Origin of the sequence: Pseudomonas sp. UBA6562 (genome assembly GCF_002434265.1) — a bacterium.
Lineage (GTDB): Bacteria > Pseudomonadota > Gammaproteobacteria > Pseudomonadales > Pseudomonadaceae > Aquipseudomonas.
This window is the reverse complement of the sequence record NZ_DJJS01000006.1, coordinates 242,507-264,866: the sequence shown is the minus strand read 5'-3', so window position 1 is coordinate 264,866 and position 22,360 is coordinate 242,507. Positions and strand designations below refer to the sequence as shown.

The following is a 22,360-nucleotide window of genomic DNA, read 5'->3' as shown; positions in this document are numbered from 1 at the left end:
TCTGAAGGTGCAACTGTCAAGTGAAAAACGGTTGCGCCCGCTTCGAGTTGTCACCTAGGATTCGCGGCCTGGGTGCAACCGTGCCATTACGGTTCGCTGTTTCCATAACAACAAACACCAGGACACCACATGAGCAATCCACTCACTATCACGTTCGTGATCTACATCGCGGCGATGGTACTCATCGGCCTCGCGGCCTATCGCGCCACCAACAACCTTTCCGACTACATCCTCGGCGGTCGCAGCCTGGGCAGTGTGGTCACCGCCCTGTCGGCAGGCGCGTCGGACATGAGCGGCTGGCTGCTGATGGGCTTGCCGGGCGCGATCTACATGTCGGGCCTGTCGGAAATCTGGATCGCCATCGGCCTGACCGTCGGCGCCTACCTGAACTGGCTGTTCGTCGCCGGCCGTCTGCGCGTGCAGACCGAGTACAACGGCGATGCCCTGACCCTTCCGGACTATTTCTCCAGCCGTTTCGAAGACCGTAGCGGCGTGCTGCGGATCATTTCGGCGGTGGTGATCCTGGTGTTCTTCACCATCTATTGCGCCTCGGGCATCGTCGCCGGCGCGCGGCTGTTCGAAAGCACCTTCGGCATGCCGTACGAAACGGCGCTGTGGGCCGGCGCGGCAGCGACCATCGCCTACACCTTCCTGGGCGGCTTCCTGGCGGTCAGCTGGACCGACACCGTGCAGGCCTCGCTGATGATCTTCGCGCTGATCCTCACGCCGATCATCGTGCTGCTCTCCACCGGCGGCATCGACACCACCTTCCTGGCCATCGAAGCGCAGAACCCGGCCAACTTCGACCTGCTCAAGGGCGCTACCTTCGTCGGCATCGTCTCGCTGATGGGCTGGGGCCTGGGCTATTTCGGCCAGCCGCACATCCTGGCGCGCTTCATGGCGGCCGACTCGGTGAAATCCATCGCCAAGGCCCGCCGCATCTCCATGACCTGGATGATCCTGTGCCTGGCCGGCACCTGTGCCGTGGGCTTCTTCGGCATCGCCTACTTCTCGGCCCACCCCGAGGTGGCAGGCCCGGTCACGGAAAACCCGGAGCGGGTGTTCATCGAGCTGGCGAAGATCCTCTTCAACCCCTGGATCGCAGGCGTGTTGCTGTCGGCGATCCTGGCCGCGGTGATGAGCACCCTGAGCTGCCAGTTGCTGGTGTGCTCCAGTGCGCTGACTGAAGACTTCTACAAAGCCTTCCTGCGCAAGGGCGCTTCGCAACGTGAGCTGGTCTGGGTCGGTCGTGCGATGGTGCTGGCCGTGGCGCTGATTGCTATCGCCATGGCCGCGAATCCGGAAAACCGCGTGCTGGGTCTGGTGGCCTATGCCTGGGCAGGTTTCGGTGCCGCCTTCGGTCCGGTGGTGCTGATCTCGGTGCTGTGGAAGGGCATGACCCGCAACGGCGCTCTGGCCGGTATCGTACTCGGTGCGGTCACGGTCATCGTCTGGAAACAGATCGATCCGTGGGGTCTGTACGAAATTATCCCAGGCTTCCTGCTGGCCAGCATCGCCATCGTTCTGGTGAGCAAGATGGGTCGTCCGTCGAGCGGCATGCTGTCGCGCTTCGAAGCGGCCGATGCGGCGTACCACAACGGTAAGTGATGTGATGCAGGTGCCCGGCAGCACGCCGGGCATCGCTTGCGCGCAACGCCGGCTCGAGGGGAGCTGGCGTTGCGCGCAGTCGTTTTACAGGGTGAACGGCCGGCGGCTGGCTTCGAACTTGCCTTCTTCCCGGGATCGGATGACGGCAGAGTAAGAGCCGGGCGCGTAGCCGGTGGGGGTGACTGCCCATGCATCGCTGTCGGTGGATGGCACCACGATGGTTTCGGTGGTGCCGTCCGGACGTTCGAGCTCCAACTGGGCCGTGTATGGTGCGTTCGGGATGCCCAAGGCGCCGTGCAGGGTCGGTACGTTGGCGAGAACGTCGAAGTTGATCGTAGCTTTCATGGTCGTGCTCCGGGTAAGTGGAGCCATGACTATGCTCGACCTCGGCGTTCATTGAGATTCGGAACGTCTACCCTGGCACAAGGCCGTCGCCAACCCATCGATTCAATGGTCGCCAGGCCTGACGCCACCTGCGCGAAGCGGTAGACTTGCCGCCTTCGCAGGAGCCGCCATGAACTATCGTCACGCCTTCCACGCCGGCAACCACGCCGACGTCTTCAAACACATCGTGCTCACCCGCCTCATCGCCCTGATGTCGCGCAAGGAGCAGCCGTTCGCCTACCTCGACACCCATGCCGGCCTCGGCCTGTACGACCTGCATGGCGACCAGGCCAGCCGCACCGGCGAATACCTCGAAGGGGTCGCACGGCTGTGGGGTCGCGACGACCTGCCTGAAGTGGCGGCTGACTACCTGCGTGTGATCAAGCGTCTGAACCCCGAGGGCGAGCTGCGCTACTACCCAGGCTCCCCCGAGTTGGCCCGCCGGCTGATGCGTCAGCAGGACCGCGCCCTGCTCAACGAGAAGCACCCCGAAGACGGGCCGTTGCTCAAGGACAACATGAAGAAGGACCCGCGCGTGGTCGTGCACCTGGGCGAAGGCTGGCACGTACCGCGGGCCTTGCTGCCCGTGCAGGAAAAGCGCGCCATCATGCTCATCGACCCGCCCTTCGAACAGGCCGACGAGCTCAAGCGCTGCACCCTGGCCGTGAAAGAAGCCATCGCGCGCATGCGACAGACCGTGGCGGCCATCTGGTACCCGATCAAGGACCAGCGCGCGCTCACCCGTTTCTACCAGGACCTCACCAGCACCGGCGCGCCCAAGCTGCTGCGCGTCGAACTGTACGTGCACCATCAGGACAGCCCGCAGGGCCTGAACGGCTCGGGTTTGGCCATCGCCAACCCGCCTTGGGGTCTGGAGGAAGAGTTGCGCGAGCTGCTGCCCTGGCTGGCGCAAGAGCTCAAGCAGAGCGCCGGCAGCTGGCGCATGGACTGGCTGATCGCCGAATGATCCGCGGCCCGCGTGGCGCGTCTTCGTGCCTTTGCGACGAGGCGCTACATAGATACCGCCGCTAGGGCCAGCCTTCATTGTTTGCGTTATAATCCCGCGCTTTAGCCGCCGCCGGCCGTTGCCGCCCGTGGCGCACTTTTTACCGATTGAAGAGGCGAGTCCCTTGGCATTGACGATTCTTGGCCTGTCCGGCGCCCTTAGCCATGACCCTTCCGCGGCGTTGTACATCGACGGCAAGCTGGTCGCCGCCGCCGAAGAAGAGCGCTTCGTGCGTGACAAGCATGCGAAGAACCGCATGCCCTACGAGTCGGCGAAGTTCTGCCTGGAGCAAGCCGGCATCAAGCCGTCCGACGTCGATGTGGTGGCCATTCCCTTCGCCCCCATCAGCCTGTTCGGCAAAGCCCGCTGGCACTACGCCAAGCGCTATTGGTACGCCCCGGATCGCGCCCTGGATGCCATCCTCATGGGCAACCGGCGCTACAAGCGCTACCGCAAGAAGATCGTCTGGTGCCTGGAGCAACTGGGCTTCGATCCGAAGAAGATCAAGATCGAGCCAGTCGAGCACCACCTGGCGCACGCGTCCAGCGCCTACCACTGCTCGGGCTTCAAGGAAAAGACCGCGATCCTCGGCATCGACGGCAAGGGCGAATACGCCACCACCTTCTTCGGCTACGGCGAAAACGGCAAGATCCACAAGATCAAGGAGTTCTTCGACCCCGACTCGCTGGGCGGCCTGTATGGCGCGATCACCGAATTCCTGGGCTTCGAAATGCTCGACGGCGAGTTCAAGGTCATGGGCATGGCGCCCTATGGGGACGCCAGCAAATACGACTTCTCGCGCCTGGCCAGCTTCGAAAACGGCGAACTGGTGATCAATACCGAGTACGCCAACGTCATCGGCCTGCGCCGCCATAAAGAGAAGGGCAAGGGCTTCTACTTCTCGCCCAAGCTGATCGAATGGCTGGGCCCTAAGCGCGAAGGCGACATCGCCGACGAGCCGTACATCCACTATGCCGCCAGCATGCAGGCGTTGTTCGAGAAGCTGGCGTTGCAAATGATCGACCACTACCTGGGCGACACCCTGCGCGAAACCGGCAAGCTGGCCTTCGCCGGCGGCTGCGCGCTGAACGTCAAGCTGAACCAGAAGATCATCGCCCGGCCGGACGTCAAGGAGCTGTTCGTCCAGCCCGCGTCCGGCGATGCCGGCACCGCAGTGGGCGCCGCCGCCTACATATCACATGCCCGCGGCGTGCCGGTGGAGAAGATGGAGCACGTCTACCTCGGCCCTGCGTACTCCAACGAAGACGTCATCGCCGCCTGCGCGCGCCACCCGAGCGCGCCGAAGTGGCGCAAGATCGACGACATGCCTCAGCGCATCGCCAAGATCATGGTCGACGGCAACCCGGTGGCCTGGTTCCAGGGGCGCATGGAGTTCGGCCCACGGGCCTTGGGCGGCCGCTCCATCGTCGGTTGCCCGAGCGTGCCCGACGTGGCCAACCGCATCAACGAGCAGATCAAGTTCCGCGAACGCTGGAGACCCTTCTGCCCGTCGATGCTCGACACCGTCGCCCCACAAATGATCAAGATCGACCATCCGGCGCCGTTCATGACCTTCACCTTCGAAGTCGCCGAAGAATGGAAGACCCGCGTCCCGGAAGTGGTGCACGAAGACGGCACTTCGCGGGCCCAGGTGCTCAAGCGCGAATACAACCCGCGCTACTACGACATGATGAAGGCCCTCGAAGACCTGACCGGCAACGGCGTGTCGCTGAACACTTCGCTCAACCGCCGTGGCGAGCCGATGATCTGCTCGCCCACCGACGCGCTGAATATGTTCTATGGCTCTGATCTGCAGTACCTGATCATGGAGGACATCCTCGTGGTCAAAGAGGGCGCGAATGGATATGCAGAAGACTAACGTGCTGATCAGCGTCGTTATTCCTGCGTACAACTACGCCAAGGTCTTGCCCAGGGCGGTCACCTCCGTTCTGGCGCAACTGAACGTCGACTGTGACCTGATGGTCATCGACGACGGTTCTACGGACGACACGCCCGAGGTGCTGCACCAGCTGTCTGTGCAGCACCCCGGGCGTTTTCGCGTCGTGCGCAAGACCAATGGCGGCTTGTCCTCGGTGCGCAACCTGGGCATTGCCCAGACGCGCGGGCAGTACCTGATCTTTCTCGATGCCGACGACGAGCTGGCGCCCGGTGCGCTGGACGCATTGGGTCTGCACATCAAGGCCCACCCGTCCACGCGCATGGTCATCGGCGGGCACTGGTCGGTTTTTGAAAGTGGGGCGCGCACGCTACACACGGTCCGGCCCTTGCCGGTCTCGCCCTATGCTCGCGTTCGCGGCTACCTGATAGACAAGAGCATCTCGTTGTCCAACGGGGCCTGTGCCATGCACCGCGACGTCTTCGCGCCGGGCACCTATCCGGAACACCTGCGCAACGTCGAGGACATCCCGGTCTTCGCTCAGGTGTTGGCACGTTTCGAGTGCACGATCATCGATCATCCCCTGGCCTTGATCTACAAGCACCACGACAGCATGCGGCATGACCTCAAGCAAAGTCTGGCAGCTGGCATCGAGATGGTCGACGAGGTGTTCTCTCCCGCACGCCTGCCTGCATCGTTGCACAGCCTGCGCCGGGCATTCCTGACCCAGCGTTGCCTCTCGCTGTTTCGCGATTGCTACGGCGCCGGCGACTACGCGCGGGCCAGGCGCCTCTACTTGCAGGCCCTGCGTTACGACCTCTCGGCGCTCAGGCGCTGGTCATACACACGCAAAGCCCTCCGGTGCCTGTTCAAGTGACGATCGGCAAACGTGACGCGAGCGTGCAGGCTTTTTCAACGTTGCTGGGCACTTACCGTCGACTGTAGTGCCCAACCCCGCGGCATTCATATTCCAAGGCTCGACCATGCGCTCCGAACGCTCCTCCGTCCGTCCCGAATCTTCCGCGCTGCGCATGCTCGAGCGTTTCGACCCCGTATGGCTGGCTGGCTTGGGCAGCCTGGTGCTGTCGATCATCGCCATCCTCGGTGTGGTGACGGTCGGACGCGACGGAGCATTTTACTTGGACCTGGCGCGACAGGCCGGCGAGCATGACCTGGCTGGGGTGCAGTCGCGCTTCGACTGGCCCTGGTATCCACTGCTGCTGGCGGGGACCCATGCGCTGCTGCGCCTACCGCTGGAATACTGCGCCTACCTGTGGTCGATCCTGTTCGCAGCGGGCACGTGCGCGCTGATGGTCGATCTGGTTCGTCAACGTGCTCCTCAAGCCGCCTATTGGGCCTGCTGGATCGTGCTGGCGATGCCGGCGGTGAACCAGTTCCGCGGCGATATCATTCGTGAGTCCGGTTTCTGGTTCTTCTGCACCCTGGCGCTGTGGCTGGCCATGCGTTGGCAGGCGCGGGGCGGTTGGGGACTGGCGGCGTCCGTGTGGGTAGCGATCGGCCTGGGCAGCCTGTTTCGCCTGGAGGCGGTCCTGGTCGGCGGTTGCGTGCTGCTCTGGCAGTTGCCGGCACTATGGACGGCCGGGCAGCGACGCCGGTTCGCCCAGATCGCCTGGCTGCCGGCCCTGACAGTTATCGTGGGTGTCGCAGTATTGGCCGGGTGGGGCGCCCTCGACGCGCGTCGGTTGGACTACTACCTGGAGCTGGTCCGGCCTGCCGGCCTGTTCGGAGCCTTCACCCAGCTGAGCCATCAGTTCGCCGATTCGCTGACCAACAAGTATTCGGCCAACGAAGCGGGGCGGATCATCTTCATCGGCTTGAGCGGCGCGCTGCTGATCAAGTGCGTCAGCCTCATGGGGCCGGGCGCGTTGGCGTTTCTCGACCGACGCACTTGGGCCGCCTGCTCGCGCTACTGGCGCGAGTACCGGGTCCTGGCGCTCACGGCATCGCTGTATCTGGTGGTGCTCATGGTGTTCTTCATCCGTGCGCAGTTCATGAACAGCCGCTACTTGAGCCTGCTGGTGCTGTTGCTGGTGCCGTTGCTGGCGATGGCGCTGCATGCGTTCCACCGGGCGCACCCGCGTCTGGGCAAGCTGTTGGCGCTGGTCGGCGTGCTGGTCATGCTGGCGAACGTGATCTCGCTGGGCGCCCGCAAGACCCACTATGTCGAGGCAGGCCACTGGATCTCTGCGCATACGCCAGCGCAGGCGCCGATTTTCTACGAAGACGGCCGCATCGGCTATTACGCGGGGCGTGGTTACGAACTGAGCGACCTGACCCGTGAAGCCGCCATGGGGCCGGCGCTGGCAGGCAGCTACCGCTACTTCGTGATCGAGGCCGAGCGCGACGAGCCCTGGCTCGAAGCGTGGCTGCACGAGCACAGGCTGCAGGTGCTGGCCAGTTTCGCCAACCGCAAGGGCGACACCGTGCTGGTGCTAGGTCCTTAAGCGACGTGCGGCGTGTCGGCGAGCAGCGCCGCGATCCGCGTCAGCAAACGCTCGTAACCGGGGCTTTGCGGCAACGCCGCTGCGTAGCCGCGCAGAAACGCCTGTCCCTCATCGTGGCCGCGCAGCCAGGCACGGTCTTCGCGATAGCGCAGCATGTGCTGGAAGTTGCGCAGCCGCTTGCTTGGCCCGAGCGCCAGCCTGCGCTGGTTCAGGTCGGCGATGTCGATCAGGCCCAGCACATGGGCCGGGGTCAGGACCACGTTGCCCAAATGCAGCGAGCGAAAATACACGCCTTGGTCGTGCAACTGCGCAACGAAGGCGCCATAACGCTCACGCAAGGTGTCGTCGGCCACTCCCTGTTGGACCAACTGACGCAGGGTGGAACCTTGCAGCGGTGCGTAGTAGACGCCGTCGCGCTCGATGCTCTTGATCCGGTACACCGCCAGCACTTCGGGCGTCTCTATGCCCAGCGCGCTTAGCCGACGCGCATTGTCGGCGAAGCGCTGGGCATAGGGAAAAAGAGCGGCCGAGGTCAGCCAGCGCTTGCGCCGGAACAGCTTGAGAAAGCGTCCGTCCGGCATCTGCAGCACCTTGTCGCCGGAGCCATCGGCCTCGATCACGCGTGCGCCTTCACGCAGGGTCAGGTAGGCGGTGTGGTCCAGTGGCTGCATGACGTTTCCTCGACAAATTAGCCCGCCATGGTATCGCAGTTGCAAGGGCAGGGGAGGCCGACGACCTTCATTCGGACCCCGTTTTGGCTGTGATACCATTGCCGTTTTACGCCGTCATGTAATGGAAACCCATGAGTCGACCCGACCCTCAAGCGCAATCGACGCTCACGATCTACCTGCGCCTCCTGAGCTATGTCCGGCCCTATATTGGCCTGTTCCTCCTAAGCATCCTGGGCTTTCTGATCTTCGCTTCGACCCAGCCGATGCTGGCCTATATCCTCAAGTACTTCGTCGATGGCCTGGGCAACCCCGAAGCCCGGCTGTTCGCCGGTCATCCTTGGCTCCCCGAGCTACAGCTGCTGCAGGCCGTGCCGCTGATGATCGTGCTGATCGCCTTGATGCAGGGCGTCGGCTCCTACCTGGGCAACTTCTTCCTGGCGCGTGTTTCGCTCGGGCTGATCCACGACCTGCGCATGCTGCTGTTCAACAAGCTGCTCAAGCTGCCCACGTCCTACCTGGACAACAACAATTCGGGCCACCTGATCTCGCGCATCACCTTCAACGTCACCATGGTGACGGGGGCGGCCACCGATGCCATCAAGGTGGTGATCCGCGAAGGCATGACGGTCATTTTCCTGTTCGTTTCGCTGTTGTGGATGAACTGGAAACTGACGCTGGTGATGCTGGCCATCCTCCCGCTGATCGGGGTGATGGTGAACAGCACCAGCCGCAAGTTCCGCAAACAGAGCAAGAAGATCCAGGTGGCCATGGGCGACGTGACCCATGTGGCTTCCGAGACCATCCACGGTTTCCGCGTGGTGCGCAGCTTCGGCGGCGAGCAGTACGAAGAGCAGCGTTTCGCCAAGGCCAGCCAGAACAACACCGACAAGCAACTGAAGATGACCAAGACCGGCGCGGTCTACACGCCGACGCTGCAACTGGTCACCTACTCGGCCATGGCCGTGGTCATGTTCCTGGTGCTGTACCTGCGCGGCGACGCCTCGCCGGGCGATCTGGTCGCCTACATCACCATGGCCGGCCTGCTGCCCAAGCCCATCCGCCAGCTGTCGGAAGTCAGCTCGACCATTCAAAAAGGTGTGGCCGGCGCGGAAAGCATCTTCGAGCAGGTCGACGAACCGGCCGAGCGCGACGAAGGCCAGTTGGCGCCTGAGCAGGTGAGCGGCCGTCTGGAAGTGCGCGGCCTGAGCTTCACCTACCCCGGCACCGACAAGCAGGTGCTCGACGACATCAGCTTCGTGGCCGAGGCTGGCCAGATGGTCGCCCTGGTCGGTCGTTCGGGCAGCGGCAAGTCCACCCTGGCCAATCTGGTGCCGCGTTTCTACCAGCACAGCCAGGGGCAGATCCTGCTCGACGGCGAAGAGATCCAGCATTACCGGCTGCACAACCTGCGCCGGCACACGGCCCTGGTCACCCAGGCCGTGACGCTGTTCAACGACACGGTGGCCAACAACATCGCCTATGGCGACCTGGCCGGCACGCCGCTCGAACAGGTCAAGCGGGCCGCCGCCGCCGCTTACGCCGACGAGTTCATCGAGCGCATGCCCGAGGGCTACCAGACCCTGGTCGGCGAAAACGGGGTGTTGCTCTCCGGGGGCCAACGCCAGCGCCTGGCGATCGCCCGGGCACTGCTCAAGGATGCACCGCTGTTGATCCTCGACGAGGCGACCTCGGCCTTGGATACGGAGTCGGAGCGCCATATCCAGAGCGCCCTGGACGAGGTCATGAACAACCGTACCACCCTGGTGATCGCGCACCGCCTGAGCACCATCGAGAAGGCCGACCTGATCCTGGTCATGGACGAGGGACGTATCGTCGAACGCGGCACCCACACCGAACTGCTGGCGCGCAACGGCCATTACGCACGCCTGCACGCCAAACAGTTCGAGGATGGTCCGGACGCTGCACCTGCGCCGAGCGTCGAGCCGTGCTGAATCGGGTGCGCGCCTGGCGCGAGCGCGGTTGGTCGAACATCGATGCCCAGGCCTATGCCCAGGCATGGAGCCGCTGGGGCGGCAGCGTCGCGACCCACCCCCAGGTGGTGGAGCGTCTGGCCGACCTGGCCGGCATTCCGGTGCGCTACCTGGGCTGGGAAGTCGCCGGCGAGATCGTCGCCGCCGTGCCCTGCTGGGGGCGGCATCTGGCATTGTCAAAGGATGTCCTCAAGCGCCGTGGCCTGAAGGGGCTGTTCGACCTTGGCAACGCCGAGGTCATACTGCCCGCCAGCCCCGACGTACACGTGCCGTTGCGCCAACAGGCGCGCTACGTGTCGGCGCTCAACCAGGCGAGCTTTCCAACGCTCAGGCTGCAGCGCGAAGCGCTGGCCCTGGCCCGCGCTCCGGAGGACTACTCCAAGAAGTTTCGCTACAACCAACGTCGTGAACAACGCCTGCTGGAGGAGGCCGGCGGCATGCTGAAGCCGGTCCAGGCGTTCTCGCCGGCCGAACTGGCGGGCCACTATGCCGACCTGTTCCAGCGCCGCTGGAACTTCCCGGCGCCGGGGCTGGCGCACCTGGAAGAGGTGTTCACGCGGCTGCGCGAGTTCATGACCGGCGCGGTGGTTGAACTCGACGGCGCCCCGGTAGCCATCCAGGTGCTCTACAAGGTAGAGGCGCCCGCGTGGGTGTCGGTGGAGTACGTCAACGGCGGGGTAGACCCCCAGAGTCGGGATTTCAGCCCTGGCAGCGTGCTCAGCTATGTGAACACCCAGGCCGAATGGGACGCCGCTCGCGCGCTGGGCAAGTCGCTGCGCTATTCGTTCGGCCGTGCCGATCGTGAGTACAAGGAGCGGTGGTGCCATACCGCTCAGGTCTACCAGAGGACGTGACGGGTGAGTAACCGAAAGCAGGCCTTGCTCAAGGCGCACCGACGGGCCAAGCGGCTGACGCTGCTGGTCGCCGCCGCGCTGCTCGCCGTGGCCGGCGCCCTGCTGGGGCTCTGGGCCGTGCCCGTGCTCGCGGTGCTGGTCTGGGTCGCCCACGAAGCCTGGTTCGCCGACCACATGTTCTACCGCCCCAGCGATGACTACCACTATGCCTTCGACGCAGCGGACGGCGCGCGCCAGCCGGTGCGCACTACACCCCAAGTGCGGCTCGCTCAACCCTTGGCCGAGGGCGAGACGCTGGTGCTGGAGGTCACGCTAAAAGCCGGCTGGCTGGGCCGCCTGATCGACCCTAGCGTGCTGATCGGCGACGACCGCCAGACCTTCGAGCGGGGCGTGGCGGGCCGGCGCTACCTGAACCTGTCCGGCCAGCGTGCGGCGCTCGAAGCCGGGACCTTGACCCTACGCTCACGGTTCTGCCGCATCTCGGCCGACGGCGTGCTGCATGTGCAGCACAACCCCGACTATGCGCAACGCCGGGTGATGGTGCTCGCCCCCCATGCCGACGACGCCGAGCTGGCCAGCTTCGGGCTGTACAGCCGGGCGCGCGAAGCCTGCATCGTGACCCTCACCCAGGGCGAGATCGAAGCCCAGGCGTATCGCGCCCTGGGTCTTGACGCGGCAGGCGCCGCACGGCTCAAGGGCCGGCTGCGCACCTGGGACAGCCTGGCGATTCCGCTCTGGGGCGGCGTGCCGGCCGAGCGCTGTGTGCAACTGGGCTACTATTGCCTGCGCCTGTCGGCGATGGCCGAGGCGCCGAACAGCCCATTCGGTTCCCTGGAGTCCGGCGAATCCGACATTCGCTCGGCGCGTCTGGCCAACCCGCTGGCGCTACCAGGCGACGCCGATGGCCTGCCCACCTGGCACAACCTGGTCGCCGACCTGAAAGCGCTGCTGCAGCATTTTCAGCCTGAGGTCGTGGTGATGCCGCACCCCGAACTCGACCCGCACGCCGACCACCAGGCCACTACCCGTGCCCTCCGGCAGGCCATCGCCGAAGGCGACTGGAAACCCGAGGTCGCCTTGCTCTATGCCAACCACCTGCACGACAACGACCGCTGGCCCATGGGCGATGCCGGCACCGGGGTCGCGTTGCCGCCAGTGATCGAGGCGCCGGTGCGCGACGCGCCCTGGAGTCCCGTGCTGGATGCCCAGGCCCAGCTCGACAAGGCCATGGCCCTGCGCATGCAGCACGACCTGCAGGGGCGCCCGCCGTTGAAGAAGCGCCTGCGTCGTGCGATCCAGTGGCTGTTGGCCGGTCGCCGTTGGCCGGTGACCGGCGAGGACGAGTTCTTCCGCAAGGCCGTGCGCCGCCATGAACTGCTCTGGGTGCGGCGCCTGGACGAGTGAATCGGTCTGCTGCCCCGAGCGGCCTGCGTGGCCGTCCGGCAGCGCCTTCGTCGGTGCGCCATTGAGGCCGTAAAGCCAGCCTGTGCTACTATCGCCGCCCTGTTCCTTTCTGTCTGTGGGTTGTCCATGAAGTTAACCATGCCGCGTTTCGAATCGGCTCCCGTACTCGTGGTCGGCGATGTGATGCTCGACCGTTACTGGCATGGCGGTACTTCGCGCATCTCTCCAGAGGCACCCGTACCGGTGGTCAAGGTCGACCAGATCGAGGACCGTCCGGGCGGTGCGGCCAACGTCGCCCTGAACATCGCGGCACTCGGCGCACCGGCCCTGCTGGTCGGCGTCACCGGTCAGGACGAGGCGGCCGAGAGCCTGGCCAACAGCCTCGAAGCCGCCGGCGTCAAGGCCGCGCTGCAGCGCATCGAACACCAGCCGACCATCCTCAAGCTGCGGGTCATGAGTCGTCACCAGCAACTGCTGCGCATCGATTTCGAAGAAGCCTTCGACACCGACACCCAGGCCCTGCAACAGAGCGTCGAAGCGCTGCTCGACCAGGTCAAGGTGCTGGTGATCTCCGATTATGGCAAAGGCGCGCTGAAGAACCACCAGGCGCTGATCCAGGCTGCCGTGGCGCGGCGCATTCCGGTGCTGGCCGACCCAAAGGGCAAGGACTTTTCGATCTACCGCGGCGCCAGCCTGATCACCCCCAACCTGGCCGAGTTCGAAGCCATCGTCGGCCATTGCGTGGACGAAGCCGACTTGGTGGCCAAGGGCGCCAAGCTGATGAGCGAGCTTGAATTGGGTGCGCTGCTGGTCACCCGTGGCGAGCATGGCATGACCTTGTTGCGCCCCGAGCAAGCACCCCTGCACCTGCCGGCCCGCGCGCGCGAAGTGTTCGACGTGACCGGCGCGGGCGACACCGTGATCTCGACCCTGGCCGCCGCCATCGCCGCCGCCGAGGACCTGCCCTGCGCCGTCGGCCTGGCCAACCTGGCCGCCGGCATCGTGGTCGGCAAGCTCGGCACCGCCGCCATCAGTGCTCCGGAACTGCGCCGCGCCATTCAGCGCGAGGAGGGGTCGGAGCGTGGCGTGCTGAGCCTGGAACAACTGCTGCAGGCTATCGACGACGCACGCGCCCACAACGAACGCATCGTGTTCACCAATGGCTGCTTCGACATTCTGCACGCCGGGCACGTGACCTACCTCGAGCAGGCGCGGGCGCTGGGCGACCGCCTGATCGTCGCGGTCAACGACGACGCCTCGGTCAGCCGGCTCAAGGGCCCTGGTCGGCCGATCAACAGCGTCGATCGACGCATGGCGGTCCTGGCGGGACTGGGGGCGGTCGACTGGGTCATCAGCTTCTCCGAGTCGACACCCGAAAACCTGTTGGCCGAGGTACGTCCGGACGTGCTGGTCAAAGGCGGCGATTACGGCGTCGAGCAAGTGGTCGGTGCCGAAATCGTGCATGCCTACGGCGGGGCGGTGAAGGTGCTCGGCCTGGTGGAGAACAGCTCGACCACCTCCATCGTGGAAAAGATTCGCAGCCGGTGATTGCACCAACCGCAAGCCCACGGGCGTTTCACGAACAGCGATAGATGAACGTATGAAAGTCATGTTACTGGTCATGGATGAGCAGCGCGTCATCCTCGATCGCCTTTACGAGATCGTCCAACAGGCCTGCGAAGACTGCGTCATTCATCGGCTGAGCAAGCAGCAGCAGATGAACCTGGGGCCGTTTCTCGCATCGGTGCAATACCAGCGCTTCGACCGCATCGTGATCTTTTCGCGGGTCAAGCGCCTGGCCCCGCAGTGGGCGGTGTTGCGTTGCATTCCGGGGCTGGTGTTCCTGGAGCACGACGCCTACCAGAACTACATGCCCTCCAGTAAGTACCGCCACGTCTATTCGCGCTTGTATCGGCGCTTGCCATGGTCACGCGCGTTGGTCTCGGGCGCGGTGGTGGCCAGGCGTATGCAGGCCGAAGGTCTGGACGCCGTGTTCGTCTCCAAGGGTTACGACGATCGAATGCTCGATAACCTGGGCCTGCCGCGTGACATCCCGGCCGGTTTTCTAGGTAGCCTGAAAAGCCGCGAGTACGGTCAGCGCAAGGCCATGCTCGAAACCCTGGCCGAGCGAACCGGCCTGCTGGTGACGCGTACCGGTTCGGGCGAGGAATACCTGCAGATGCTCAACCGCATCCAGGTCTTCGTCAGTGCCGACATCGGCATGGGCGAGTTCATGATCAAGAACTTCGAAGCCATGGCCTGTGGTTGCGTGCTGTTGGCCTGGAGCCAGGGCGAAGAAGATCGGCTGCTGGGCTTCGAGGATGGCCAAAACGTGGTGTTCTACCGCTCGTTGGAAGAGGCGATCGAAAAGCTGCAGTGGCTCCAGCAGCATCCGGCGCAGGCTGCCCGTATCGCTGCCAACGGCCAAGCGTTCGTCCGTCAGCACTATGGTTTCAGCCGCGTCGGGCAGGACTTGGCCGAGCAGATCGAAAAACCCATGCGGCCTTGGTCGCGGCCTTCGCTGTTGATCCGGGCCTGGGTGAAATGGCGCTTCGGCATGGACGTGGCGGAGTGAACGGATGACGCTCGAACGGACGGACATGCAGTTGGATGCACGGCCCGGCGGCGACCAGGATGTGTTCGCCTGCCTGTCCGACGAGCTCAAGGCTTGTCTGTCCCAGGCCGAGCGGGTGCTGTTGCTGGCCAACAACCCCGCCATCACCGCTGCCGACCTGCAGGCGTTGCAGCTTGGTGCGCGCGATGTGGTGGTCAGCTTCAATACCTGCCTCAAGGGCGATCTGCTGGACGCGCGCACTCATCAGGTGCTGGTGCATGGCTACAATGCGCCGGATCGTTACTTCTTCGGCCTGCCGATGCGCGCCGACCTGCCGAACTGGCTACGTGCCGACCGTGCGTGCCACTTCACCATACTGGTCGGCTGCACGACGCCGCTGTGCCCTTTGCCCGGCGTCAGCCTGTTCTACGAACGCATTCCCCTGCCACCGCTGTGGAACTACCCAACGACGCGGCCCGATGGCAAGCGCTTCGTCGGGCCGTCCACCGGCTTCAACGCACTGGTCGTACTGGACACGCTGCGTCGGCAGCCAGGGTTCGACTACGCGATGCTCACGCTGGGGTTCTCCAACGAAGCCGGCAAGCTCTGGAGCGGACATGCCTGGGCTTACGAACGCGCTTGGCTGCTCCAGGCCGACATCGCCGTGGTGGAGTTGAAGGCGCGGCGCAAGTGGTGGCAGCTATGGCGTCGTCGCTGAACCTCGACCGCCGCGTGCGCCCCCTTCGCCTTTCACCTGTCATAGAGGTAACCGTGTGTTGAAAGTCGCCGTCGCGTTCTTTGGTATTCCTCGCAACTCGGCCATCTGCTTCCCGTCCATCGAACAGAACGTGCTGGCGCAGATCCCGGCAGGTTGCACCGTCAAGACGTTCTATCACCTGTACCAGCTCGACGCGGTGCACAACGCCCGTTCCGGCGAGAGCGGCGCGCTGCTGCAGGACAACTATGCGCCCTTCGCGAGCATGACCGGGCGGCTGGACTCGACCGAGGGCGTACTGGAACAGTGGGATTTCGAGCGCATCAAGGCCCAGGGCGACACCTGGGGCGACAACCATGCCTCGCTGCGCAATCTGGTGTTCCAACTGCACTCGCTGCGCTGCGTGACGCAGATGGCGGGCGAGTTCGAGCCGGACTTCGTGGTGTTCGTGCGTCCGGACAATTTCTATCATTCGCCTCTGCCCAGCTATATCTTCGACCGGCCCGAAGCCAGGCGGCTGAACGCCTACATTCCGGACTGGCAATGGTGGGGCGGTCTCAACGACCGCTTCGCGGTCTGTGGGCGGGACATCTACCCGGCCTATGGCAACCGGGTCGAGGCGATCTTTCGCTTCTGCCAAGCCACAGGGCGCAAGCTGCATTCGGAACGGCTACTGAAGTTCGCGTTGCAGGAGGCCGGCGCACGCGTCTGCACGCTGCCCACCACGGCCTCGCGCGTGCGCATCCATGGCGAATTCGTGGACGAGTCGTTTTCGCCCAAGCGTGGCATGGGCAAGCGTGAAAATCGCTACTTCCATCTCTATGCGCGCTGGCGCACCTGGTGGGACAAGCGCCGGCGCTGAGCCTCGTTCAAGGCCGCAAAACGCTGCGCACCCGCCCCACCAATCTACGTGCCTTGCGTGCGAGTGTGCCCAGGCGGGTCGAGTCGCGAGACGGCTCCAGGCCCTGCTGGCGCAACCAGTCCTTCCAGCGGATGCGCTCTTCCCTCACGACCCAGCCCTGCTGCGCGGCGAAGCTTTCTGCCAGGTGCAGGCCACGGGTGCTGGCGCGCACCAGCTCGCCGCGGCGCAAGGTGTACAGCTCGGCCAGCGGCTGGCCGTCTTCGAGCGGGATGAGGTACAGGTCGGGTCGCTTGCGGTTGAGCCTGGCCACCAGCTGATCGCCGACCAGCCGTTCGTCGACATGGAACAGGCTCAGCGGTTTGGCCTCCCGGGGCACGTCCAGGCGCAGGTCGTAGACCAACTGCAACGAGGCGGTAGGCAGGTGCACATAGGCGCGTGGGCGCTCTTGCAGGGTCAGGTGGGCGCATTGCACCGGCAGGGCGGCGCCTGAAGCCGGGGTGAGCAGGAAGGACGGCGATTCGCGATAGTGCAAGGCCGCGGCATAGGGCGTCGGCAGCCAGGTGTCGTTGAAACGCCCACCCAACCAGCCTTCGGGCGTTTCCAGCAGGCACTCTTCGGCCACTTCCTGGATGGCGGTGTGCAGCGGCAGGTTCAGTTCGTGGGCCGGCACGTAACCGGAGATCAGCTTGAGCACCACATCGCCGCGGTCCTGGCGGCGCTGGCGGACCAGCACCCAGTAGTCGCGGTTCTGCCAGTTGAGGGTCAGGCGCACCGACACGCCGAGGTTGGCCAGGTCCACGCTGAAGCGCTCGGGGTCGGCCACCTCGACGGCCTTGCGCCGTTGCAGGAGCTGGCTGAAGTTGATCGGCATGCCCACGGCTTTGTAGCTCAGCCCCTCGGGGCTTGCCTCGACATGCAGGGGCAAGGTCTTGAAGTTGCTGGGGTTCTTGCGGATCAACGTTCTTGCCACGGGCCTCTCCTTACCTTCGCCCGTCTGGGCACGTCAGCGTGGGCCCAGGATGCGAGCCACGGTGGCCACGTTGTGGGCCAGGTGCAGCGGGTCGATGGTGCCGACGATCGCGCTGCCGACGCCTGGGTGGGCGAACAACAGTTCGAAACTGGCACGTACCGGATCGACACCTGGCGACAGGCAAACGTGCCCGCTGGCCAAGGCTTTTTTCACCAGAATCGCCTTGCCGTGTGCGGCAGCGTAGTCCAGCACCGGGCGTTCGCCCTGCTCGGCCAGGTTGTAGGTGACCATTGCGCAGTCGCCTTGCTCCAAGGCTTTCAGGCCACCGGCCACAGTTTTGCCGGACAGTCCGTAGCCGAGAATCTTGCCTTCCTGCTTGAGCGCCGCGAGGGTGGCGTACACCGCTTCGTGCTCCAGAATCGCCAGGTCGTTGCCGTCCGAGTGCACCAGCACCAACTCCAGGCGATCGGTTTCCAGGCGCTTGAGGCTGCGCTCGACCGAGCGGCGGGTGTGCGCGGCGCTGAAGTCGAAGTGCGACTGGCCGGCGTCGAATTCCTCGCCGACCTTGCTGACGATGACCCAATCGTCGCGCTGGCCGCGCAGCAGCGGGCCGAGGCGTTCCTCGCTGCGGCCGTAGGCCGGGGCGGTGTCGATCAGGTTGATGCCCAGCTCGCGGGCCTGGGCCAGCAGCCGGCGCGCCGCGTCGTCGTCGGGGATGGTGAAGCCGGTGGGGTACTTGACGCCCTGGTCGCGGCCCAGTTTGACCGTGCCCAGGCCCAGGGGCGAGACGCGCAGGCCGGTGCTGCCCAAGGGGCGGTGGTGGTCGTGCAGGGTCGGCAGGCTCATGGCAGCAGTTGCTCCCAGGCCGGCACGCCCGCTGCGGGGCGTGGCAGATCGGCAGGCACCTCATGCGCGCTCGGCGCGATGCCGTCGCGGCGCAGGCTGGCCAGCACGCGGTCGCTGAAGTCCGGCGCCAGGGCCAGCTTGGTCGGCCAGCCCACCAGCAGGCGCTGCTGCTCGGCGAGGAAGGCGTTGTCGGGGCGCACCAGGCCCGACTGGGCGGGCTCGGCGCGGTCCACGCGCAGGGTGGCCCAGCGCAGCGGCGCCTGGTCGACCCACGGCAGCAGGTGGGCGATTTCCTTCTGCGCCGCGGCGATCTGCGCCGCCGGCTCGCGGGCCACGCCTTCGGCTTCGGCCAGGTCGCCGCCCAGGTACCAGACCCACTGGCCGTCGGCGGCCGGGTGGCTGGTGACGGTGATGCGCGGTTTCGGACCGCCGCCCAGGCAGTGGGCGTAGAGCGGTTTGAGGTTGGGGCCTTTGACCATGACCATGTGCAGGGGGCGACGCTGCATGCTCGGCTGCTGCAGGCCCAGCTCGCGCAGCAGTTGCTCGCTGCCGGCACCGGCGCTGAGCACGATGCGCTGCGCCTTGATCGCGCGGTCGTCGACCTGCAGGCCGACCAGTTCGTCGCCTTCACGCAGCGGGCTGATCCGCTCGCCCGCCAGCAGGCTGTCGCCGGCCAGGTGCGCCAGGTTGCTCAGCAGGCTGGGCACGTCCACCACCAGCTCGGCCAGGCGGTACACCTTGCCTTTGAAGGCGCGGTCTTGCAGGGCGGGAGGCAGTTGCTCGCCCTTGACCTGATCGACCCGGCCGCGCACGGCCTTGCTGGCGAAGAAGCTGGTGAGGTTGCCGGCCAGGGTGCCGGGTGACCACAGGTAATGGGCTTCGGAGAGCAGGCGGGTGGCGCTCAGGTCCAGCTCGCCGGTGCCGGCCAGCGCCTCGCGCCAGCGCCGCGGCATGTCCGAGATGGCCTCGGACGCGCCGCTCAGCGCGCCGTGCAGGGCGTACTTGGTCCCGCCATGGATGATGCCCTGGGACTTGATGGTCTGCTCGCCGCCCAGCGTGGCGCGTTCCACCAACAGGGTCGAGTAGCCCAGCTGCCGCAGGCGGGCGTTGAGCCACAGGCCTGCGACTCCGGCGCCGACGATGAGGATGTCGGTGGACAAGGCGGTTGGCATGGAAGGCCCTCACAGTTAAGACAAGGCGCGCAGTATACAGCCCCGCTTGCGCCCGCGACCTTTTCCCGCCGGCTCAGTGCCCGGTGGTCTTGGAGAACACCTGGATCACCACCACGCCACCGACGATCATCGCCATGCCGAGCATGGCCGGCAGGTCGAGCTTCTGCCCGTAGATCACCAGCGCCGCGATGCTGATCAGCACGATGCCCAGCCCCGACCACACGGCATAGGCGATGCCCACCGGCACGGTGCGCACCACCAGGGTCAGCATCCAGAAGGCGATGCCGTAGCCGACCACCATCAGCAGCAGCGGCAAGGGGGTGCTCAGGCCTTTGACGGCTTTCATCGAAGCGGTGGCGATGACTTCGGCGCAAATGGCGATGGCGAGGCAGGTGTAGGCGTTCATGGGCGTTTCTCCGTGGGAAGCCGCCCATTCTAGAGTCAGGCCAGGTGCGGTAAAGTCATTACCTATCCGTTGAGGAGATAGGTCGATGAGTGAGCGCTGGAGCCTGGAACAGATGCGCACGTTTCTGCGGGTCGCACAGTTGCGCTCGTTTTCCGCCGTGGCGCGGGAGCAGGGCAGGGCGCAGTCGGCAGTGAGCAACGCCATCGCGCTGCTCGAAGCGGACCTGGGGGTGACCTTGTTCGAGCGCAGCAGCGGTCGACAACCCACGCTCACGGAAAACGGCCGCGCCCTGGTCGAGGACGCCCGCGAACTGCTGCGCCAGTGCGAGCACCTGCAAGGCCATGCCCTGGCCCTGATGCGTGGCCAGGAAGCGCTGTTGCGCGTGGCCCAGGACGAGGCCATGCCGTACCAGCCGGTGATCGACAGCCTGGACGAGCTGGCCACCCGCTTTCCCACCCTGGAAGTGCAATTGGCCAGCGGTGCCCAGGGCGATGTGGCGCGCAAGTTGGCCGAGCGCCAGGCGGACCTCGGGCTGTTCTTCCACCACGAACACATTCCCGCCTCGCTCGAACGGCGTGCCCTGGGCAGTGTGGAAATGGTCACGGTGTGCGCCGTCGGACACCCCTTGGCCGGGCAGAAGCGCGTCACCCGCCAACAGTTGGCCCGCCATCGGCAGTTGCTGGTCACGCCGCAGCGAAGTGGCTACCCCGGCGGAGAAGCGATCAGCCCGCAGGTGTGGCGCGCCGACAGCTTCTACGCCATGGCCGAGCTGCTGATGCGTGGCCTGGGCTGGGCCTGGTTGCCGCGCCATGTGGTGCAGTACCCCACGTACCAGGCGCAGATGGTCGAACTCGACAGCGAATGGTGGCCCCCGGCGCTGGTGGTGGAACTGGCCTGGCGCCGCGACCAGCCGCTGGGCCCGGCGGCGCAGTGGCTGGCCGAACGCTTCGCCAGGCATTTGCGTGCCATCGGCTAGACGATGCCGAAGGTAGGGTCGGGCTTCGACCCTATGGCGCCGGACGCTGCTCGACGATGGGCGGCTGCCGGCGCTGGGGGTGGAACTGGCCTAACGCCACGGCCCGCCGCTTCGCCAGGCGTTCGTGTGCCAGCGGCCGGGCGACGCCGAAGACAAGGGCCGAGCTTGGAGCGCATGGCGCTTGACGCTGCTCGACTCGGCACCGTCCTGCCTGCGCACGCGATCGGGTAGACTTCCCCACCATGAACAGAACCCTCTACACCCTGCTGTTTCACCTGGGCCTGCCGCTGCTCGCGCTGCGCCTGTACCTGCGCGCGCGCAAGGCTCCGGCGTATGCCGAGCGCGTCGGCGAGCGCTTCGCCCGTAACCTGCCGGCCATGGCGTCCGGCGGCATATGGGTGCATGCGGTGTCGGTCGGCGAGAGCATCGCCGCCGCGCCCATGGTCCGCGCGCTGCTGGAGGCCTACCCGGCTCTGCCGGTCACCCTGACCTGCATGACCCCGACCGGCTCCGAGCGCATCCGCGCGATGTTCGCCGACGAACCCCGCGTGCAGCACTGCTACCTGCCCTACGACTTGCCGTGGGCCGTGCGCGGCTTCCTCGACCGGGTGCGGCCGCGCCTGGGCATCGTCATGGAAACCGAGCTGTGGCCCAACCTCATCCACCAATGCGCCAAGCGCGGCATTCCCGTGGCGCTGGCCAATGCGCGGTTGTCCGAGCGCTCGGCCCGTGGCTATGCGCGTTTCGCCAAGCTGACCCGGCCCATGCTCGGCGAAATGAGCCTGATCGCCGTGCAGACCGAAACCGAGGCGCAGCGTTTCCGCGATCTGGGCGCGCGGCCCGAATGCGTGCGGGTCACCGGTTCGATCAAGTTCGACCTGAAGATCGACGAACAGCTCTTGCCGCGCGCCCAGGCGCTGCGCGCGCAATGGGGCGCCAGCCAGCGCCCGGTGTGGATCGCCGCCAGCACCCACGAGGGCGAGGATGCGTCGATCCTGGAGGCCCACCGGCGCGTGTTGCAGGCCCATGGCGACGCGCTGCTGATCCTGGTGCCGCGCCATCCCGAGCGCTTCGATGCAGTAGCGGCGCAGTGCCGCGAAGGTTTCACCAGCGTGCGCCGCTCCAGCGGCGAACCGGTGCTTGCGCAGACGCAGGTGCTGGTCGGCGACAGCATGGGCGAGTTGCTGTTTCTCTATGCGCTGGCCGACATCGCCTTCGTTGGTGGCAGCCTGGTCGAGCGCGGCGGGCACAACCCATTGGAGCCGGCGGCATTGCGCCTGCCGGTGCTGATGGGGCCGCACGTGTTCAACTTCCTGGAGATCGGCGCGATGTTGCGCGAAGCCGGGGCGCTGCAACAGGTCGAGGACGCCCAGGAACTGGCACAGGCGGTGCTGCGCCTGATCGAGTCGCCCCAAGAGGCTCGGCACATGGGCGAGGCGGGCAGGGCGGTGATGCAGGCCAATCAGGGGGCGTTGCGGCGGTTGCTGGAGGGGATTGCGGGGCTGATGCGTTAGGTTCGCAGGCAGGGGGCAGCGCCGGTACTGACTGTAGAGGCGCGCCTTGTTCCGCGCCTTGTGCG

Annotated in this window: 20 protein-coding genes; 14 read left to right on the top strand and 6 right to left on the bottom strand. The window is 65.8% G+C overall.

Annotated elements, in window-relative coordinates:
* Positions 1-129 precede the first annotated feature (129 nt).
* On the top strand, positions 130-1,608 hold the full coding sequence (putP, locus tag B4M43_RS08740; protein WP_296266130.1) for a sodium/proline symporter PutP: 1,479 nt from the start codon (positions 130-132) through the stop codon (positions 1,606-1,608).
* Between the two features lie 84 nt (positions 1,609-1,692).
* On the opposite strand, the gene B4M43_RS08735 is transcribed toward putP, so the two are convergent.
* Positions 1,693-1,953: a hypothetical protein gene (locus B4M43_RS08735; protein WP_296266128.1), complete on the bottom strand. Its 261-nt coding sequence runs from the start codon at positions 1,951-1,953 to the stop codon at positions 1,693-1,695.
* A gap of 169 nt (positions 1,954-2,122) precedes the next feature.
* Here B4M43_RS08735 and B4M43_RS08730 point away from each other — a divergent pair, with 169 nt between their 5' ends.
* From B4M43_RS08730 to B4M43_RS08715, 4 genes are all read left to right on the top strand, one after another.
* Positions 2,123-2,959, top strand: a complete 837-nt coding sequence (locus B4M43_RS08730; RefSeq protein ID WP_296266126.1) for a 23S rRNA (adenine(2030)-N(6))-methyltransferase RlmJ — start codon at positions 2,123-2,125, stop codon at positions 2,957-2,959.
* Positions 2,960-3,122: 163 nt separating this feature from the next.
* Complete coding sequence (locus B4M43_RS08725) at positions 3,123-4,877, top strand: carbamoyltransferase family protein (protein WP_296266123.1); 1,755 nt, start codon at positions 3,123-3,125, stop codon at positions 4,875-4,877.
* Positions 4,864-5,772 carry a glycosyltransferase family 2 protein gene (locus tag B4M43_RS08720; RefSeq protein WP_296266122.1) on the top strand — a complete coding sequence of 303 codons (909 nt, stop codon included), beginning with the start codon at positions 4,864-4,866 and terminating at the stop codon, positions 5,770-5,772. The genes B4M43_RS08725 and B4M43_RS08720 overlap by 14 nt, the downstream gene beginning before the upstream one ends.
* Positions 5,773-5,878: 106 nt before the next feature.
* Complete coding sequence (locus B4M43_RS08715) at positions 5,879-7,360, top strand: ArnT family glycosyltransferase (RefSeq protein ID WP_296266120.1); 1,482 nt, start codon at positions 5,879-5,881, stop codon at positions 7,358-7,360.
* Here B4M43_RS08715 and B4M43_RS08710 read toward each other — a convergent pair.
* Entirely contained in the window at positions 7,357-8,031 is a 675-nt protein-coding gene (locus tag B4M43_RS08710; protein WP_296266118.1) for a toluene tolerance protein, read from the bottom strand. The genes B4M43_RS08715 and B4M43_RS08710 overlap by 4 nt on opposite strands.
* A gap of 131 nt (positions 8,032-8,162) precedes the next feature.
* On the opposite strand from B4M43_RS08710, the gene msbA reads away from it, so the two are divergent.
* The 7 genes from msbA (at position 8,163) to B4M43_RS08675 (ending at position 16,411) form a co-directional block, all read left to right on the top strand.
* The gene (gene msbA, locus B4M43_RS08705; RefSeq protein WP_296266116.1) at positions 8,163-9,983 is read left to right on the top strand and encodes a lipid A export permease/ATP-binding protein MsbA; all 1,821 of its coding nucleotides are present in this window, start codon (positions 8,163-8,165) and stop codon (positions 9,981-9,983) included.
* The gene (locus B4M43_RS08700) at positions 9,977-10,876 is read left to right on the top strand and encodes a GNAT family N-acetyltransferase (RefSeq protein ID WP_296266114.1); all 900 of its coding nucleotides are present in this window, start codon (positions 9,977-9,979) and stop codon (positions 10,874-10,876) included. The genes msbA and B4M43_RS08700 overlap by 7 nt, the downstream gene beginning before the upstream one ends.
* 3 nt (positions 10,877-10,879) lie before the next feature.
* Positions 10,880-12,280 carry a PIG-L deacetylase family protein gene (locus B4M43_RS08695; RefSeq protein ID WP_296266112.1) on the top strand — a complete coding sequence of 467 codons (1,401 nt, stop codon included), beginning with the start codon at positions 10,880-10,882 and terminating at the stop codon, positions 12,278-12,280.
* A gap of 126 nt (positions 12,281-12,406) precedes the next feature.
* On the top strand, positions 12,407-13,828 hold the full coding sequence (hldE, locus tag B4M43_RS08690; protein WP_296266110.1) for a bifunctional D-glycero-beta-D-manno-heptose-7-phosphate kinase/D-glycero-beta-D-manno-heptose 1-phosphate adenylyltransferase HldE: 1,422 nt from the start codon (positions 12,407-12,409) through the stop codon (positions 13,826-13,828).
* Positions 13,829-13,880: 52 nt separating this feature from the next.
* Entirely contained in the window at positions 13,881-14,855 is a 975-nt protein-coding gene (locus B4M43_RS08685; protein WP_296266108.1) for a glycosyltransferase, read from the top strand.
* A 4-nt stretch (positions 14,856-14,859) separates the two neighbouring features.
* Positions 14,860-15,552, top strand: coding sequence for a hypothetical protein (locus B4M43_RS08680; RefSeq protein WP_296266106.1), 693 nt, complete (start codon positions 14,860-14,862; stop codon positions 15,550-15,552).
* Positions 15,553-15,607: 55 nt separating this feature from the next.
* On the top strand, positions 15,608-16,411 hold the full coding sequence (locus B4M43_RS08675; protein ID WP_296266104.1) for a hypothetical protein: 804 nt from the start codon (positions 15,608-15,610) through the stop codon (positions 16,409-16,411).
* Positions 16,412-16,418: 7 nt separating this feature from the next.
* On the opposite strand, the gene B4M43_RS08670 is transcribed toward B4M43_RS08675, so the two are convergent.
* The 4 genes from B4M43_RS08670 to B4M43_RS08655 all read right to left on the bottom strand — a co-directional run bounded on the left by B4M43_RS08670 (position 16,419) and on the right by B4M43_RS08655 (position 19,805).
* Positions 16,419-17,381 (bottom strand): metal ABC transporter ATPase, encoded by a 963-nt coding sequence (locus B4M43_RS08670; protein ID WP_296266103.1) that lies wholly within the window; start codon positions 17,379-17,381, stop codon positions 16,419-16,421.
* A gap of 33 nt (positions 17,382-17,414) precedes the next feature.
* Complete coding sequence (locus B4M43_RS08665) at positions 17,415-18,227, bottom strand: aldo/keto reductase (RefSeq protein ID WP_296266101.1); 813 nt, start codon at positions 18,225-18,227, stop codon at positions 17,415-17,417.
* Positions 18,224-19,399, bottom strand: coding sequence for an NAD(P)/FAD-dependent oxidoreductase (locus B4M43_RS08660; RefSeq protein WP_296266099.1), 1,176 nt, complete (start codon positions 19,397-19,399; stop codon positions 18,224-18,226). Before B4M43_RS08660 ends, B4M43_RS08665 begins: the two co-directional genes overlap by 4 nt.
* 73 nt (positions 19,400-19,472) lie before the next feature.
* Entirely contained in the window at positions 19,473-19,805 is a 333-nt protein-coding gene (locus tag B4M43_RS08655; protein ID WP_296266098.1) for a DMT family transporter, read from the bottom strand.
* Positions 19,806-19,890: 85 nt separating this feature from the next.
* Here B4M43_RS08655 and B4M43_RS08650 point away from each other — a divergent pair, with 85 nt between their 5' ends.
* Both B4M43_RS08650 and waaA read left to right on the top strand, forming a co-directional pair.
* Positions 19,891-20,781: a LysR family transcriptional regulator gene (locus B4M43_RS08650; protein WP_296266096.1), complete on the top strand. Its 891-nt coding sequence runs from the start codon at positions 19,891-19,893 to the stop codon at positions 20,779-20,781.
* Between the two features lie 242 nt (positions 20,782-21,023).
* Positions 21,024-22,295 (top strand): lipid IV(A) 3-deoxy-D-manno-octulosonic acid transferase, encoded by a 1,272-nt coding sequence (gene waaA, locus B4M43_RS08645; RefSeq protein ID WP_296266094.1) that lies wholly within the window; start codon positions 21,024-21,026, stop codon positions 22,293-22,295.
* Positions 22,296-22,360: the final 65 nt, after the last annotated feature.

Coding starts and splice junctions, on each gene's coding strand:
- putP (WP_296266130.1), top strand. CDS start 130: ATGAGCAATCCACTCACTATCACGTTCGTGATCTACATCGCGGCGATG.
- B4M43_RS08735 (WP_296266128.1), bottom strand. CDS start 1,953: ATGAAAGCTACGATCAACTTCGACGTTCTCGCCAACGTACCGACCCTG.
- B4M43_RS08730 (WP_296266126.1), top strand. CDS start 2,123: ATGAACTATCGTCACGCCTTCCACGCCGGCAACCACGCCGACGTCTTC.
- B4M43_RS08720 (WP_296266122.1), top strand. CDS start 4,864: ATGCAGAAGACTAACGTGCTGATCAGCGTCGTTATTCCTGCGTACAAC.
- B4M43_RS08715 (WP_296266120.1), top strand. CDS start 5,879: ATGCGCTCCGAACGCTCCTCCGTCCGTCCCGAATCTTCCGCGCTGCGC.
- B4M43_RS08710 (WP_296266118.1), bottom strand. CDS start 8,031: ATGCAGCCACTGGACCACACCGCCTACCTGACCCTGCGTGAAGGCGCA.
- msbA (WP_296266116.1), top strand. CDS start 8,163: ATGAGTCGACCCGACCCTCAAGCGCAATCGACGCTCACGATCTACCTG.
- hldE (WP_296266110.1), top strand. CDS start 12,407: ATGAAGTTAACCATGCCGCGTTTCGAATCGGCTCCCGTACTCGTGGTC.
- B4M43_RS08685 (WP_296266108.1), top strand. CDS start 13,881: ATGAAAGTCATGTTACTGGTCATGGATGAGCAGCGCGTCATCCTCGAT.
- B4M43_RS08680 (WP_296266106.1), top strand. CDS start 14,860: ATGACGCTCGAACGGACGGACATGCAGTTGGATGCACGGCCCGGCGGC.
- B4M43_RS08665 (WP_296266101.1), bottom strand. CDS start 18,227: ATGAGCCTGCCGACCCTGCACGACCACCACCGCCCCTTGGGCAGCACC.
- B4M43_RS08660 (WP_296266099.1), bottom strand. CDS start 19,399: ATGCCAACCGCCTTGTCCACCGACATCCTCATCGTCGGCGCCGGAGTC.
- B4M43_RS08655 (WP_296266098.1), bottom strand. CDS start 19,805: ATGAACGCCTACACCTGCCTCGCCATCGCCATTTGCGCCGAAGTCATC.
- B4M43_RS08650 (WP_296266096.1), top strand. CDS start 19,891: ATGAGTGAGCGCTGGAGCCTGGAACAGATGCGCACGTTTCTGCGGGTC.
- waaA (WP_296266094.1), top strand. CDS start 21,024: ATGAACAGAACCCTCTACACCCTGCTGTTTCACCTGGGCCTGCCGCTG.